The 15,718-nt window shown below is 64.1% G+C and carries 15 protein-coding genes and 2 riboswitches; of the genes, 8 read left to right on the top strand and 7 right to left on the bottom strand.

The window, feature by feature from the left end; translation table 11 throughout:
- Position 1: 1 nt before the first annotated feature.
- Entirely contained in the window at positions 2-1,144 is a 1,143-nt protein-coding gene (locus ACT3TS_RS07615) for an NTP transferase domain-containing protein (protein WP_444530902.1), read from the bottom strand.
- Positions 1,145-1,233: 89 nt separating this feature from the next.
- Between ACT3TS_RS07615 and ACT3TS_RS07610 the strand changes: the two genes are divergently transcribed.
- Together ACT3TS_RS07610 and ACT3TS_RS07605 are read left to right on the top strand one after the other, a co-directional pair.
- A complete protein-coding gene (locus ACT3TS_RS07610) occupies positions 1,234-1,932 on the top strand; it encodes a TetR/AcrR family transcriptional regulator (protein WP_444530901.1) in 699 nt (232 codons plus the stop codon).
- Positions 1,933-2,113: 181 nt separating this feature from the next.
- Positions 2,114-3,715, top strand: a complete 1,602-nt coding sequence (locus ACT3TS_RS07605; RefSeq protein WP_444530900.1) for an MDR family MFS transporter — start codon at positions 2,114-2,116, stop codon at positions 3,713-3,715.
- Between the two features lie 192 nt (positions 3,716-3,907).
- On the opposite strand, the gene ACT3TS_RS07600 is transcribed toward ACT3TS_RS07605, so the two are convergent.
- The 3 genes from ACT3TS_RS07600 to ACT3TS_RS07590 form a co-directional block, all read right to left on the bottom strand.
- A complete protein-coding gene (locus tag ACT3TS_RS07600; RefSeq protein WP_444530899.1) occupies positions 3,908-4,753 on the bottom strand; it encodes an NlpC/P60 family protein in 846 nt (281 codons plus the stop codon).
- A 4-nt stretch (positions 4,754-4,757) separates the two neighbouring features.
- Positions 4,758-4,963, bottom strand: a riboswitch (cyclic di-AMP (ydaO/yuaA leader).
- 142 nt (positions 4,964-5,105) lie between these two features.
- Entirely contained in the window at positions 5,106-5,921 is an 816-nt protein-coding gene (locus ACT3TS_RS07595; RefSeq protein WP_444530898.1) for a M23 family metallopeptidase, read from the bottom strand.
- Between the two features lie 4 nt (positions 5,922-5,925).
- Positions 5,926-6,144, bottom strand: a riboswitch (cyclic di-AMP (ydaO/yuaA leader).
- Positions 6,145-6,284: 140 nt separating this feature from the next.
- Complete coding sequence (locus ACT3TS_RS07590) at positions 6,285-6,980, bottom strand: metal-dependent transcriptional regulator (protein ID WP_444530897.1); 696 nt, start codon at positions 6,978-6,980, stop codon at positions 6,285-6,287.
- Between the two features lie 228 nt (positions 6,981-7,208).
- Here ACT3TS_RS07590 and serC point away from each other — a divergent pair, with 228 nt between their 5' ends.
- Positions 7,209-8,336 (top strand): phosphoserine transaminase, encoded by a 1,128-nt coding sequence (serC, locus tag ACT3TS_RS07585; RefSeq protein ID WP_444530896.1) that lies wholly within the window; start codon positions 7,209-7,211, stop codon positions 8,334-8,336.
- A 303-nt stretch (positions 8,337-8,639) separates the two neighbouring features.
- Here the strand turns inward: serC and ACT3TS_RS07580 are convergent, their stop codons facing one another.
- Positions 8,640-9,191, bottom strand: a complete 552-nt coding sequence (locus ACT3TS_RS07580; RefSeq protein WP_444530895.1) for a DUF3027 domain-containing protein — start codon at positions 9,189-9,191, stop codon at positions 8,640-8,642.
- Between the two features lie 11 nt (positions 9,192-9,202).
- On the bottom strand, positions 9,203-9,583 hold the full coding sequence (locus ACT3TS_RS07575) for a cold-shock protein (protein ID WP_444530894.1): 381 nt from the start codon (positions 9,581-9,583) through the stop codon (positions 9,203-9,205).
- A gap of 199 nt (positions 9,584-9,782) precedes the next feature.
- On the opposite strand from ACT3TS_RS07575, the gene ACT3TS_RS07570 reads away from it, so the two are divergent.
- From ACT3TS_RS07570 to ACT3TS_RS07550, 5 genes are all read left to right on the top strand, one after another.
- The gene (locus tag ACT3TS_RS07570) at positions 9,783-10,022 is read left to right on the top strand and encodes a hypothetical protein (RefSeq protein ID WP_444530893.1); all 240 of its coding nucleotides are present in this window, start codon (positions 9,783-9,785) and stop codon (positions 10,020-10,022) included.
- Between the two features lie 17 nt (positions 10,023-10,039).
- Positions 10,040-11,956 (top strand): helicase-associated domain-containing protein, encoded by a 1,917-nt coding sequence (locus tag ACT3TS_RS07565; RefSeq protein ID WP_444530892.1) that lies wholly within the window; start codon positions 10,040-10,042, stop codon positions 11,954-11,956.
- Positions 11,957-12,050: 94 nt separating this feature from the next.
- Entirely contained in the window at positions 12,051-13,802 is a 1,752-nt protein-coding gene (locus tag ACT3TS_RS07560; protein ID WP_444530891.1) for a DNA repair helicase XPB, read from the top strand.
- Positions 13,803-14,006: 204 nt separating this feature from the next.
- Positions 14,007-14,588 carry a class I SAM-dependent methyltransferase gene (locus ACT3TS_RS07555; protein WP_444530890.1) on the top strand — a complete coding sequence of 194 codons (582 nt, stop codon included), beginning with the start codon at positions 14,007-14,009 and terminating at the stop codon, positions 14,586-14,588.
- Between the two features lie 45 nt (positions 14,589-14,633).
- On the top strand, positions 14,634-14,798 hold the full coding sequence (locus ACT3TS_RS07550; protein WP_444530889.1) for a hypothetical protein: 165 nt from the start codon (positions 14,634-14,636) through the stop codon (positions 14,796-14,798).
- Between the two features lie 115 nt (positions 14,799-14,913).
- Here the strand turns inward: ACT3TS_RS07550 and ACT3TS_RS07545 are convergent, their stop codons facing one another.
- Positions 14,914-15,714, bottom strand: a complete 801-nt coding sequence (locus ACT3TS_RS07545; RefSeq protein WP_444530888.1) for a maleylpyruvate isomerase family mycothiol-dependent enzyme — start codon at positions 15,712-15,714, stop codon at positions 14,914-14,916.
- Positions 15,715-15,718: the final 4 nt, after the last annotated feature.

Raw genomic sequence — 15,718 nt, 5'->3', positions numbered from 1 at the left:
GCTAGTTTCCGGCGGGGGTTTCGGCAGCGCTGCCGCCAGCTGCCGCATCGGGTGCCTCGGCCGCCGGTGCCTGGGCCGCGGGTGCCTCGGCCGCGGCAAGCTGCTTGGCCAGACCCAACGCCGCCTTCATGGAAGCAGCCTCGCTTGCCTGGCCCGACCCGGCGGCCAACCCTGCGGCGAGTCCGGCCACAAACGTTGTCAACGGGGCCGCGGGGCGCACGATTGAGTGTGCGGCAACCCCTGCCAGGTTCAACACGGCGTGGATGTCAACGTCAATGTCGGCAATTTCAAAGGCTTCAAGCAGCTTCCGGGTCCACGCCTGCAAAACCTCATCTTGATTTTCCACTTGCTGACCTTTCGTGTCGGGCGGCCCCGCAGCAATCCCCTGCGCGCGGGCGTCCTCCCAGGTGTCGATGTCTGCCGTCAGGCCTGAAGGCACGACGCATTCCTTGATGTTCACATTAGCAAGCAAGGAGAAAACCGAGGCATTCTCCAGACGGTGCGCCGCCTGCGCCTCGCCCACAGCCGTCCGCAACGCCGCCAGCGGATAAATGGCTGCCAACGGCTGCTTCCGCCCGTCCGACACCGCCATGACACCCGCATCACCGGCAACTTCCCACAATTCCCGGACCAGCAGACGGGCAACTTCCGCCGCGCGTGGCATGTCGCAGGCAAGGACGAGCACATCCCCGTCCGCGTCCCCCAGCGCTGCCAGGCCCGCGGCAATGCCGGCCGCGGGACCTGAAAACGGCGGGTCCTCCTGGACCGTTGTCACGTGCTCTCGGAATTGTGCGGTCTCCAGCCAGTGCGCAATCTTTTCCACGGGACCCACGACGGCGATCCGGCCTTGCGTGTTTCCCTTCCCGCGCGCTGTGGCTGGCGCAGCGACGGCGGGCGATCCCGAGATGATGTGGGCTGCCGCGTCCACGGTTCGCGCCAGCAATGTCAGCCCTTCGAGGGTGAGTCCGGCCTTCGCCACCCCGCCGAGCCTGCGGGAGCGCCCGCCGGCCAGCACTATCGCATGCACGGGCACCACATCGAAGTCGTCATGGGTGCCATGGTATCCGGCCTGTCGGCCCGGAAGCACCACAACAGCCACCAGAAAAGAGCCCCCGACAAGAGCCCCCAGAAAAGATTCGTGCACTCACTGCACATTTGCACAAACTGCATTTAGACTTGGAGTTGTGCCGTTCGGAAATACGCGACACATGCTGTGCACCCTTTGGAGCCACCATGAGCACTGATTCACCGCTGACAACCCCAGTCCTGCCAGCCCTTCCGCCGGCCGTCCACGCCCGGGCAGCACTGTCCCAAGACACGTTGCGCAACAGAAAACGCACTGCCACACGGCTGGCCATCCGCCGTGCCGCCATCGAGCTGGGGCTTGAACACGGCTATGAAAATGTCACGGTGGACATGATCTGTGCGGTCAGCACGGTCTCCGCACGCACCTTCTTCAACTACTTTGGCAGCAAGGAAGGCGTGTACGTCAGCCCCACCAGGGTTATGCCCACGCCGGAGCAGCACAGGGCCTTCGTTGCGGGCAGTGGCTCCAGCGTGTTTGGCGATTTGTTCAACATGATTGCCGAAACCTTCGTCTCGGTCGACGCGGACTTTGAGCTGTTTCAGGCCAGGCACCAGCTGATCCACCAAACCCCTGAACTTCTCAACCGGGAAAAGGCCCGGATCAGTGAGACCGAGGAAAGCTACGTCGGCTGCGTCCTTGACAGATACCGTTTCCACGGCCGGAGCGAGGACCAAACACCCGACCTTGAGGACGAGGCCCGCATGGTTGTTTCCCTCGTTTCGGGGGCCATGCGCTTTGCGATGCAAAAGTGGGTGGCAGGCAATTTCACCGACACCCGCGAAGAGCTGGTCCAGGCCGCGTCGGCCTTGATTCAACGGATCACCAGCAACGAACACTGGCCCTAACCAGCTGCCGGCATCCCGGTCTGTCCGCATCCTGCGCTGTCCAGCGCAAGCCGCCCGTCGCCCTGGCCGTCCAGCGCAAGCCGGCGCCGCAACCCAAGGCCGGCGGCAGCACGCCGTCGTGCTTCACCAGAAAGATCCCCCACAGCCGCCCGCAAAAACATCCGGCCGCTAGGAAAACACCATGACTGCAACCACCCATAAAGTGCATCCACCCACCACCGGCGACCGGCGCAGCATCCTGCTGGTCTTTGCCGGACTCATGCTGACAATGCTGCTGGCCTCGCTTGACCAGACCATTTTCAGCACGGCCCTGCCCACCATTGTTGGCGAGCTCAACGGCGTCAGCGAGATGCTGTGGGTCATCACCATTTACATCCTCGCCTCAACCATCATGCTGCCGATTTACGGGAAGCTGGGCGACCTCATCGGCCGTAAGGGCCTGTTCATCGGCGCCATTTCAATCTTCATCGTGGGCTCCATCGTGGGCGGTTTTGCCCAGGACATGACGTGGCTGATCATTGGCCGCGGCGTCCAGGGGCTCGGCGGCGGCGGGTTGATGCTGCTCTCGCAGGCCATTATTGCCGACGTCGTCCCGGCCAGGGAGCGCGGGCGCTACATGGGCATCATGGGCGGCGTGTTTGCGCTGTCGTCCGTGGCCGGACCGCTGCTGGGCGGCTGGTTCACCGACGGGATCGGCTGGCGCTGGGGCCTGTGGATGAACATTCCACTGGGCATCCTGGCCATTGTTTCGGCCGCGTTCTTCCTGCGGCTGCCGGCGCATCCGCGCACCAAGGCCCGTGTGGATGTTGCCGGCATGGCGCTGCTGGGCGCCACCTCGACCCTGCTGGTGCTGGTCAGCACCTGGGGCGGGACCAAGTACGACTGGAGTTCACCGCAAATCATTGGCATGGGTGCGGGCACTGTGCTTGCCGCGCTGCTGTTTGTGCTGGTTGAACACCGTGCCCAGCACCCGATCATGTCGCTGCACCTGTTCAAGGACCGCAACTTCAACCTCACAACCGCTGCCGGGCTGATCACGGGCATCGCCATGTTCGGCACGCTCGCCTACCTGCCCACCTACCTGCAAATGGTGACCGGCGCCAACGCCACCCAGGCCGGCTTCCTCATGATCCCGATGATGGCGGGCTTGCTGGTGACCTCGATCGGCTCAGGGCAGCTGGTGAGCAGGACCGGCCGGTACAAGTGGCTGCCCATCACCGGCATGTTCATTGTGGCAGTTGCGCTGGTGCTGCTCTCAAGCATGACCCCCACCATGCCTGTCTGGGTCATCTGCGCCTACCTGGCCATCATGGGCATCGGGCTTGGCACGTCGATGCAGATCCTGGTGTTGATTGTGCAAAACCAGTTCCCCATTTCCCAGGTGGGCATGGCCACGGCATCCAACAACTACTTCCGCCAGATCGGGGCATCACTGGGCTCCGCCGTGGTGGGCAGCTTGTTTGCACACCGCCTGACGAGCATCCTGGCGGAACGGCTGGCAGGCACCGGCGGTTCCGGCGGGCAGGGCGCCGGGGCCGTCAACTCGCTCACACCCGAAATTGTCCGCCAACTGCCCGAACAGCTGCGCGGGATTGTGATCGGCGCCTACAACGACGCCCTGACACCCATCTTTGTGTACATGGTTCCGCTGCTGGTGCTGGCCGGGATCCTGCTGCTCTTCGTGAAGGAGATCCCGCTGGCCACCACCATCGACCGCGGACCGTCACAGCCCGAATCCGGGCGACAGGAGCCGGCGCAACCCGAGCGCAGCGACGGCGCGTAGAACCACCGGCGGAGCGTGTCCGCCCTCCGCTGCAAAGGCAACTGGGGCCGTCGTCGTACTTTGCCGGAAAGCCGCACCGTGGCACACCAGCGCCGACTGGCCCGGGCGTCAGGTTTGGGCCGAATGGAAGTCCACACCCGTTAAACGAATGAACCCCGTCCGAAGACGGGGTTCATTGGGTAAAAACGTTCTTTAGTGACCCATCGCAATGAAAACGGGACCTGAACCGACGTTGACGGAGAAGACTGCGGTTGTGCCGCCTTCCCATCCACCGTGTACGGCCTGGCCGTCGCCAATGTAGACAGCGATGTGGGCCAGGCCCGCGCCGCCGTCGGCGTAGTAAATCAAGTCACCGGGCTGTGCTTCGGCCTGTGAAACCGTGCGGCCCAAGCTCATGTAGCCAGCGGGCCAGTCGTGGAAGTTGATTCCAGCGGCAGCCAAAGAGTTGCTGGCAAGTGCGGTGCAATCCTGGGCAACGCCAAGCTGGGCCAGTGCGGCGCTGGCGATGGTTGCGCCAATTCCGCTCTGGGTTGCCGGTGCGGGTGCAGCTTCAGGAGTGCTGGTGGTTACAGTCGGAGCAGGTGCTGCTGCCGGTGCTTCTTCAACGACGGGTGCTGCTTCAGCAACCGGCGCTTCTTCAACAACGGGCGCTGCTTCAACGGCTTCAACAGCCGGCTCAACAGCAACTTCACTGCTCTGTGCCTCTACAACTGCCGGCGCTTCAACTACAGGAGCCGGGGTGGAGGTGATGGCGGGGGTGGCGAATGAGATCTTCACCGTGGATGCTGCCGTGATTACGGAAGCAAGTTCCGTGTTCAGGTTCAGCGTGGTGGCACCGTCAGAAGCGCGCTCCACTGTGGGAGTAGCCGCATTTGCTGCGATACCGGATGTCAGCACCAGTCCGGAGGCTGCTGCGATTACTGCGGCCTGACGACCAACCCCGCCGGCATTGGAACTGACGGCTTTCGTGAGGGTGGAGATCGGGCTGGTCTTAACAACCTCGGCGCGGTGGCGCCCAAGGGCAGTGTTTGAAGCCAAGAAGGATTCCTCTCCCAAAGCCTGCGAGGTAAGCTGTCGGATTCGGATGGGAGTCACCCGGCCGCTCCACGTTGGCACACCGAAAGAATTTCTTCTTTCCTGCGTTGAACGCTTCGCGGCTTCACCCCTAGGACTTTTGCTTGACGCGCAGTCCGATTATTGGTTCCCCCGCCCCTGCCAGACGATTGATACGAACGGACCATGAGTAGTGGCAGAGCTAGGCAATCAACCCATGGGCGCCAGCTTGATTCGAAGTTGGCGCGATTACGACGGTACAACAGATTTTTGGCAATGTCACGTTCAGGTCACGGTCCTGTGACTAACTCGTAACTAAAAGTCGCCTGTGGAGGAATTAAAGCCAGCCCAGGGGATCGACGGTTTCGTCATTGACGATGACCTCAAAGTGCAGGTGCGGGCCGGTCGAGGCGCCTGTGGAGCCGCTGAGGCCCACCACGTCGCCGCGTTCGACCTTGTCGCCAACCTTGACGGAGTTGCTGCTCATGTGGTTGTAGGACGTTGAGAGCCCGTTGCCGTGGTCCACGACCACACGGTTGCCGCCACCGTACTGGTGCCAGCCCGAGAAGGTGACAGTTCCGCCGGCGGCCGCAAGCACGTCAGTGCCGCTCGCAATGGCGAAGTCCTGGCCCGTGTGCTGCTCGTCAACCTGACCCGTGATGGGGCTGATGCGTCCGCCGAACGGCGAACTTGGCACCAGGTTCTCCAGCGGGGCTCCGAGAGTCCCCTTGGCAGCCTGCGGGGCGACGTCGGAGGCGTTGACCTTCAAGGTTTCCTTGAGCCGGCCATCGGGGTTCAATGCGCTGCCAACCTCAGGGGCGGCGAAGGCGATGGGGATTTCCGCCCCGGCCGTCACGGCAGGCTCCGCTTCCACAGATGCCGCTGTTGCGGTCTCAATGTGCTGCGTGTCAATGGCCTGTGTGGACGGCAGCGTGACTGCCAGGACCAGGCCTGTCGCGGCCATGGCCACGCCAACCTTCTGGCCGGCTCCGCTGGCAACACCTGCACGCAGCAGCTGGGCCACTGAAATGTTTGATGGTGAGCTGATTCGCTCTGCAGCAATGGCTGCACGGCGGCTTCCCGGCAGGGATGCAAGCTCATGAGTTACCGGCGACGACGCCCGACGGCGTCCCCGCTGTTTAACTTCTGACACTAATTACCTCTCTATAAAGCACCTGCGAAGTTAGCTGTCGGATTCGGATCAGAGAGTCATGCTGTTGATCCGGCCCAAGCTCTTGGCACACATCTGGCCATGGCACAGTCCAATGGATTGGGCCAGTCAGGTGTGTTGCGTTTCGAGTGTGGGCTTCACCCCAAGGCAGACTGTACGTCTGCCGAATGTGGTTCCCCCGCCCCTGCCTTAGTGATTACTGTCCATTGTTGCGAAGGCAAGGTTCGGTGTCGCAAAATGGTAACGCTTTGGTTACGGCGTCAGAATATTACTATACGGTACAAGCGGTAAACGTAACAATTCCGTTACCGAGATTGTCAATAGTGATTGGTCACAGTGGAAACTCTAACTCATGGCGACAAACACATGTGAGGCGACCTCAGGCGGGAGCTCCAGCGCCCCTTCGATGTCCGGGACGCGGACGGAAATGTACTCCCCCACCTGCGCCAGGGAAATCCTGGCGCCGGGCCGCAGGCCGCCTTCATCTAGCTGGAGCAGCAGTTCCGGCTCCACCTGGATGCGTTCGGAGAGCCTGTGAATGACAACCTCCTGGCCGGGTGAATACGTGGCCATGGCATCGACGAGCGTGACCAGCCCCGCCGCAAAAACGGGAGCAATCTCACCTCCGAGCTCTTCAAGCCCCGGAATCGGGTTCCCGTACGGTGACTCGTTGGGCCTGCCCAGCAGGTCGAACAAACGCTGTTCAACCCTTTCGCTCATCACATGCTCCCAGCGGCAGGCTTCTTCGTGGACATACGCCCAGTCAAGGCCAATGACATCGGCAAGCAGCCGTTCAGCCAGCCGGTGCTTGCGCATGACGCGGGTGGCCTTGTCCCGTCCGGCAGGGGTCAGTTCCAAATGCCTGTCACCGGAAACTATGACCAGGCCGTCGCGTTCCATGCGTCCAATGGTTTGGGAGACTGTGGGGCCGGAGTGGTGCAGGCGCTCGGCAATGCGCGCCCGCAAGGCCACGATGTTCTCTTCTTCCAACTCCAGGATTGTCCGCAAATACATTTCCGTCGTGTCAATCAGATCAGCCACGTCAGCATCCTCCTGTTATTGGGCAAGTTTGGGGCAAGGACTTTCGTGTCTACGTTAGCCTGATTGCAACGATCCCGGGAATCCACGCCCTCTTCTTGGAACCGATCCCCGGTGCAGAATATTTCTTGACCCGCGGACACTTTTTCCGCTGGAGCCGGTTCTACGGCAGAATTGGCAGCAGCCACTGGCACCGACATACCTTCCATCGCATAATTTTTGGAGCAACTCGTGAGCGATTCCACGCCCCTCACCATTCCCGCCAACCTGCGTCCGGCCGACGGCCGTTTTGGCGCGGGCCCTTCCAAGGTCCGCCCCGAGCAGGTGGCGGCACTCTCCGAAGCAGGCTCTGCACTGTTGGGCACCTCCCACCGCCAGGCTCCGGTCAAGAACCTTGTCGGCGACGTCCGCAGCGGCCTGAAGCAGTTCTTTGGCGCCCCTGACGACTACGAGGTCATCCTGGGTGTTGGCGGTTCCACGGCATTCTGGGATGTTGCCTCGTTTGGTCTTGTGGAGAAAAAAGCCCAGCACCTGTCCTTCGGTGAATTTGGTTCCAAGTTTGCCGCGGCCACCAACAACGCCCCGTTCCTGGACTCCTCCTCCATCATCAAGGCCGAGCCCGGCACCCGCCCGGTGGCAGTGGCCGAGGCCGGTGTGGACGCCTACGCCTGGCCGCAGAATGAAACCTCCACCGGCGTTGCCGCTCCCGTGCAGCGGGTCGCCGGCGCCGACGACGGCGCCCTGATGCTGATCGATGCCACCTCAGCCGCCGGCGGCCTGGCCGTGGACGTGCGTGAAAGCGATGTTTACTACTTCGCCCCGCAAAAGAACTTCGCCTCCGACGGCGGACTCTGGCTTGGCCTGTTCTCCCCCGCCGCGCTGGAGCGTGCAGCCCGCATCGGTGCGTCGAACCGCTGGGTGCCGGACTTCCTGAACCTGACCACCGCCATCGACAACTCGCTGAAGAACCAGACGTACAACACGCCTGCGCTGTCGACCCTCGTCACCCTCAACAACCAGGTGCAGTGGCTCAACTCGAACGGCGGCCTCGACTTCGCCTCTGCACGCACCGCGGATTCAGCCGGACGCTTGTACTCCTGGGCAGAAGCTTCGCCGGTGGCCACCCCGTTCGTCAGCAACCCCGCAGACCGTTCAAATGTCATTGTCACCATCGACTTTGACGATTCCGTGGACGCCGCAGCCGTTGCCAAGGTGCTTCGCGCCAACGGCATCGTGGACACCGAGCCGTACCGCAAGCTTGGCCGCAACCAGCTTCGCATCGCCACCTTCGTTGCCATCGATCCGGAAGACGTCTCGGCACTCATCAACTGCATCGACTACGTGATCGAAAACATGTAGCCGGCCCGCGCCCAGAGGCTCAGCGGCTCAGCGCCCTGAGCCCCGATGCAAGGAAAGGCCCCTCCAGTGGTTGGAGGGGCCTTTCCTGTGCGTTTTTGCGTCCCTATCGACGGTGCCGCCGTCCGGGACCGCCTGTTTGCTCACGAACAAGCGTCTGGCCCGCGAACCAGCTGTTGGGCAACCGCTGATTCGCGGGGCAAGCGCTGTTTCACGGCAGGAGCGTCCCCGCCGGCACCATTTAGACCGCTGATTCGCGGGGCAGGCGCTGTTTCACGGCAGGAGTTTGAGTCCCGCCAGCTGAATTTAGTGTGACTCTTCCGATTCGTTGTCCCAGTGGCCCTGGGCGTCAGCGGATCCGTCGGTCTGCTCGGCTGCCGGGTCTGTGTCGGTGTCTGCTGATGACGCAGTCGGTTCTTGAGCCGGTTCCGCCGGTGCACCTTGGCCCGATGCGGCATCTGCTGCCTGCTGGTCCTCAGGGCGAACCCGCTCCGACCAGGGCACCCACGCCGGCGCCAGAACAGAATCTTCGGTGGGCAAAAGTCCCACCTCGTTGACGGTCGCGGCCTTGCCCCGCGAGATCCGGGCCAGCGTGGCAAACCACACCCAGCCCCGGTACCCGGGCTTTTCGGATTCAAACAAGTGCGTCACGCACCTGACACCCTCGCTGCGGGCGCCAAGGTGCTTGCCGATGTCCCCGCTGCCGGCAATGCTCTGCACGGCAGTGCGGGCGGTCGCCACCTCAGCTGCAAGGAAGGCATCCGGCTTTCCCACCCGCCAGAGGGGCACGCCGGGGCGCGCCTCGGGGATGGCGGCTGGAACTGCTGGAGCGGCTGATTCGCCGGGAAGTTCGGTCATGGTGGGCACCGTCATGCGTCGAAGTTGTCGGCAACCTTGCGCAATGCTGCGGCAATCTTGCTCGCGTCACCGTCAGGATACTTGCCGTTGGTCAGGGATCCCACAGAGTGTTCAAGCAAGGAAACCAGGTCCTGCACGATGGGGGCAAGGTCGCGTGCGGGCATCCGCTTGGCCTTGGCCACCGATGCGCCGCGGTCCAGGAGCTTGGCGGCCATGGCTTGGGCGCCCTTGCGTCCGTCGGCCACACCAAATTCCATCCGCATGCCCGGCTTGATGTCGCCTGCTTCCGCGGGCAGTGCATTGGCGCGCAGGAACACCTCGCGTCCGTCATCGGCAGCAATGATGCCGAAGCCTTTTTCGTTGTCGTACCACTTCACTTTGCCAATTGGCACTTGCCTTACCCCTTAAAAGTCTTGTTGGCCGGAATCACATGCTGCCGACTGTGCGATTCATCTTCGCCGTACCCGGGCCAGGAATCATGCGGCCGATACCTTCAGTGACAGATTGCATAGCTCTACTAGGCTCTAGGTTACCGTGTTGGCGAAACTGCTGCGGTTTGTGCCACACCTGTCCGCTGTTAGCGTTAACTCCATGAGCCCCCATTTTTCCGCCCCGCAACCCGTCAACCGCGGCTGGCAGTTGTTCAATTACGCGGCCATGGCCATGGCCTTGACAGCACTTGTCTGCCTCATCGTCGTGTTGATCAGCAAATGGGCCGGCGGCTCACCGTGGCCCGGCTTCAACTGGATTTCCATGATCGCCCTCCCGCTCGCGTTCCTCATGATGGGCGCCAGCGTCCTGCGTTCGGTGACCATCCGCCGCCGGCTCTAACGTTTCAGCTGAATGCCATGAGCACCCTGGCCGCCTTGGCCGCAGATCTGGCGGACCGTTCCGATGCCGAGTTGGTGCAACTGTTACGACTGCGCCCGGATGCCATGGCCCCGCCGGTCGCCAACTTTGCCGGCCTGGCCAGCCGGTTGTCCACGGCACACAGCGTGGACCTGGCCCTGGACCGGCTCAACCTGCCGCAGTTGCAGGTGCTGGCCGCCTTGGCTGCCGGCGACGCTGCCGAGGAACACACCCCGTGGCTCCCTGAGCTGCACGCGCTGGCACTGTTGGTTGCCGCTGAGCCCGCACACAATCAACAGAAGCACGACGGCGGCACCCGCCACCTTCTCCCCCTCGCCTCCGTGGGATCCTCCCTGGGCCGAAAGGCCCCGGCGGGAGACACGCCCGGCCCCGCCTTCGCCGGGCCGCTGCGGTCCCAGCCGCCAGCAGCCACGACGCTGCCGGTTCCACTCCGGATTCGGGACAATGCCGCGGGCAGCGCCATGGAAACACTCTTGCGGAACATGACAGGGCTGGTGGAACTGGCCGGCCACACGCCCATGGAGTCCCTGCGCAGCGGAGCACTGGGTGTAAGAACCGTGCGAAAGCTGGCCGGATCACTGCAAATCAATGAAGCACAGTTGTGCTTTTATCTGGAACTTGCTGCCAGGGCCCAGCTGATCCGCTTTGACAGCAGTGCGCTGCGATGGCGGGCAGCGGCGGCCGGATGGCTTGAGCTGGACAGGACCGCACAATGGCTCGCGCTGGTGCAGGCCTGGCAGGACAGCGGCAGGAAGCCCACACCTTCAACCACACTTTCACCCGCGCTCCCGTTTTCATCTTTACCGCATCCGGAAGCCGCGAAGGTCCCCGCAGCCGCAAGGCCGCTGGCACCGGCTGCCGGGCATCCCCAGGCGCGGACACTGCGCCGCAACGTTCTGTCTGCAGTCCGCGACCTCGCAGTCACTCCGGTCACCCCGGCCGCCTCGGCCACCACGCCAGCACGAGCGCCAGTCCCCCAAAGCAGCACAAGCCCGGCACCCGACGCTGCATCCGTCCTGGCACTGCTTCGCTGGCGCCACCCCCGCCAGCTGGAGGAGCTGTCAAAGTTGGTGCCGGACATCCTCCACGAGATGGAGCTGCTGGGGCTCACCGGCGTGGGCAACCTGAGCGATCCGGGTCGCGCTGTCAGCCTCGGGAATTGGGACGCTGCTGGTGCCTCGCTGCACCTGCTGCTGCCGGCTCCCATCGAGCATTTCGTCATTCAAGGCGACTTGACGGCCGTCGCGCCGGGTTTCCTCGCACCGGCAGTGGCGGCTCGTTTGAAGTTGCTCGCGTCCACCGAGGGACAGGGCGCTGCGGGCATCTTCCGCTTTAGCCAAACCTCGCTGGAGGCCGCCATGGCCGCCGGCCTGGACAGCAACACAATTCTCGCGTTCCTGCGCCGCCATTCAAGCACAGCCGTGCCACAATCGCTGGAGTACTTGGTCACCGCCGCCGCCCGCCGCACCGGGGAACACAGCGAACCAACCGGGCCAACCGCGCCAGCCCTTGCCGCGTCTGCACCTGCCCAGCCCGCGACCAAGCGGAACCCGGTTTCCGCCGTCGTGCCTCCCCGACCCGAGGGCTCAATGCGAGCACGCGGTTCAGCCGCGGCAGACTATTTTGAACGGGCCGACGGCTCCATGCCCGAGCCGTCCGAGGCGGAAGTGACGGCCCAGATTTCGCGGCTGCGCAGCGAGCCGGTGTGGGCCGCCGACGACGGCGGCGAATCGGGTCCGTCGCGGGTCATGGAACAATTGCGGCAGGCGATTGAAGCCGGAGCCGACGTGTGGCTGCAGGTTGTCGATGGTGCCGGGGAACGTGAGCGGCTGTTGCTGCGGCCGATATCGCTCGTCGCCGGGACGCTCCGGGCCCGGCCGCCAGGCAGCTCGTAGGAACGGCGGTTCAGCATTCACCGCATCATGGCTACAGAACAGGCAGCCTCATCCGAAACCGGCAGGACCAGCCCACCAAAAGGGAAGGCGCACCATGGCTGACGGCCCCTTGATTGTGCAGAGCGACAAAACGATCTTGCTGGAAGTGGCACACCCGGAATCGACCCCCGCCCGCCACGCCATCGCCGCCTTCGCCGAACTGGAACGGGCGCCGGAGCACATGCACAGCTACCGGATCACCCCGCTGGGATTGTGGAACGCCAGCGCGGCCGGGCTCGACGCCGAACATGTGGTGGATACGCTGCTGCGATATTCGCGCTACCCGGTGCCGCATGCACTGCTGCTTGACATTGCCGAGGTCATGGCCCGGTACGGGCGGCTGCGCCTGGAGCAGGACCCGCAGCACGGCCTGGTGCTGCGCAGCGATGACGAGCTGATTCTTGCCGAGGTCTGTCACGTCAAGAAGGTCGCCGCCCTGCTTGGCGCCCGCATCGATCCGCTGACAGTCGTGGTGCACGGCGCGGCCCGCGGCGAGCTCAAGCAGCTGCTGCTCAAGGCCGGCTGGCCCGCGGACGACCTTGCCGGGTACGTCGACGGCACGGCGCACCTGATGGCGCTGACGGAAACCACGCTGACTGAAACCACCCGGCCTGCTCCGTCCGAAAACACGCTGAGCGAAAACACCGGGCCGGCTCCATGGACGCTGCGCCAATACCAGCGCACTGCGGAGGAGAATTTTTGGGCTGGCGGTTCGGGCGTGGTGGTGTTGCCGTGCGGTGCGGGCAAGACCATTGTGGGGGCGGCCGCGATGGCCGCGTCGGGGACCACAACGCTCATCCTTGTCACCAATACCCTCTCGGCCAGACAGTGGAAGGCTGAGCTGCTCAAGCGCACCACGCTGACGGCGTCGGAAATCGGCGAATATTCAGGCTCCGTCAAGGAGGTCCGGCCCGTCACCATCGCCACATACCAGGTGCTGACGACGCGGCGCAATGGCAGCTACCCGCACTTGGAACTGCTCAACGACAACGACTGGGGCCTGCTCATTTATGACGAGGTGCACCTGCTGCCGGCCCCGATCTTCCGCATGACCGCCGAGCTCCAGGCCCGCCGGCGGCTGGGGTTGACCGCCACGCTGGTGCGGGAGGACGGCCGCGAGGGCGAGGTGTTCGCGCTGATCGGGCCCAAACGCTACGACGCACCCTGGAAGGACATCGAGGCGCAGGGCTACATTGCACCGGCCGACTGTGTCGAGGTCCGGGTCGATCTGGCCCGTTCGGAGCGGCTGGCCTATGCCACCGCGGACGACGGCGCGAAGTACCGTTTGTGCGCCACCTCCCTGGCCAAGTCGGAGGTTGCGCAGACCCTCGTGGCAGCCCACGCCGGAGAGCAGATCCTGGTGATTGGGCAGTACATTGACCAGCTCGACGAGCTGGCCGCGCGCCTGGCCGCCCCGCTGATCAAGGGCAGCACTCCAGTGAAGGAACGTGAGCGGCTCTTTGCCGAGTTCCGCGACGGACGCCTCTCCGTGCTGGTGGTGTCCAAGGTGGCGAACTTTTCCATCGACCTGCCCGAGGCCTCGGTTGCCATCCAGGTCTCCGGGGCTTTTGGCTCCCGGCAGGAGGAGGCCCAGCGCCTGGGCCGGCTGATGCGGCCCAAGTCCGATGGGCGCACCGCCCGTTTTTACACCTTGGTGGCCCGGGACACCGTCGACGCCGACTTTGCGGCCAAGCGCCAGCGCTTTCTGGCCGAGCAGGGCTACGCGTACCGGATCATCGACGCAGCAGACGCCGGCGATGCAGGTGCCACACCCGACGCACCCAGCACCGAAATCCCCCCGCGCTGACCAGTCCGGCCCCATTGACACCCCCGCAGTGCTGACCCCTCCAGTGCTGGACCCTCTCGCAGCAATGGCGGGTTTTTCACCAACCCTCTCGCAGCAAATACACCCACGCTCCACCGGCGCTTCCGGAGTAGGATCACATCAACGGTCCACCGCCGGGCACATCTGATTTTTGGGTGTCTCCGGTTCCATCTGCATGGAGGCGCCATGAGCACCGAAGAGTCAGTTGCCGCCCACTACAGCCGCGGCAATGCCGAGGAGCAATTACTGGGCATCGTCCGTGCTGCCGGAGGCAATCCGGAGAGCTTTTCCCCGGCCGAGCTGCACGGCGCGGACCAGCTCCACATTGGCGGGGCGGCCGCCACCACCCGGGTGGCTGAACGCGTCGGCATCAACGCCGGCAGCCGCGTCATTGATCTCGGTTCGGGGCTGGGCGGCGTGGCCCGGCACGTGGCCCACGAGTGTGGGGCGAGCGTCCACGGCGTCGAGCTGACACCACAATTTGTTGACACCGCCCGCTCCATCACGGAGCGCACAGGATTGTCCGGGCAGGTGTCGTTCAGCCAGGGCAGCATTCTCGCCCTGCCGTTCGGCGACGACACCTTCGACGCGGCGTTGATGGTGCACGTCGGGATGAACATCCAGGACAAGGACAAGGTCTTTGCCGAGACTGCGCGCGTCTTGCGGCCCGGCGGCGTCCTGGCCGTGTACGACATTATGCTTCTGGGCGGAGACATTGAACAGTATCCGCTGCCTTGGGCGGCCACACCCGAAATCTCCTTTGTGTAACCCCCGCTTGCCTACAGTGATGGGCTGGCGCAGGCCGGATTCACCGTGGATCAAGAGGCCAAGCCCCTGGCCGAGGGCATCGCATTCCTGGAACAGGCCCTTTCCTCCGGCGGCCCCGCGGGCTTGGAAGGCCCCGCCTTGGCCAACCTTCTGGCCGCATTCCGTTCAGGCCTGCTGGCACCCGTGGAGATATACGCCTACCTGCCGTGACTCTCGACGAATCCCTCCGGCACCGCCGAGAATCGAAGTCACAGTTGCTGGACGAGAAACAGGATGAAAAACGCCCGGAAAGCGCCTCGACGTCCAACAACTGCCACCTGGATGGCTAGAACACGATTCGCAGCGAAGCGAGCCGGTCCGCGAGCGTCGGGTCTCCCTCAAGGGACTTGACGGCTGAATCAGGGTCCCGTCCGGACAGGCTCCGGCAAAATTCCACACCATCACCCTGCACCTGGCCTTGCACTGTGACACCGCCCAGCCGCCACGTCCCCTCCAACTCCCCCGTCAGGAAAAGTTCGACGCCGGGCCCCTCACCCCACGCCATGGCAGCGTCCCGCACGATCTGCTCCATCACCAACGCGTCCGCCGTGGTCCCTGTCCTTGGCAGGTCCGTGGCCCGGGCCAGGTCAAAACCGTGCAGCCAGGCATCCCTGAGGTAAATCACGTTGAACAGATAGCCAAGCCGCAGCGGAACATCGCCCGGGGCCATGGTTGGGTCCACGGGAATGCCTGTGAGCAGGGACGGAAAGTTGAGAACACGTTTTGCCACCTTCGGAGCATTCTCCCGGTAGCGCCGGCGGAGCTGTTCGATGGGCTCGCCGTCGTGGTCGTCGACTTGAACCTGATTGGCGGCGTCAAGCGGCGAAAGGTGGGGATAGCGCCGTCGTCCCCTCAGCCTGCGCCACAATACGGTGGGGACGTGCAGCGCATCCTCCTGGGCGCCCAACAGGTGGGAGGTCAGATGGCGCACGGTCCAGCCGGCGCAGTCGGTGTCCAGCCCCCACTGGGGCGGGGCGAGCGCATCCAGGCAATCCGCCAAGGCCGTCATGACTGTCAGGTAGGCGTCGGCGGCGTAGACACGGCCGGTTTGCGGAAGGGTTTGGGCAGGCTTGGCGGTGGAATTCATGGCG

The organism is Specibacter sp. AOP5-B1-6, assembly GCF_052376555.1.
Lineage (GTDB): Bacteria > Actinomycetota > Actinomycetes > Actinomycetales > Micrococcaceae > Specibacter.
Note: the sequence above shows the minus strand (reverse complement) of the source record. Positions and strands in the feature narration are given on the sequence as shown.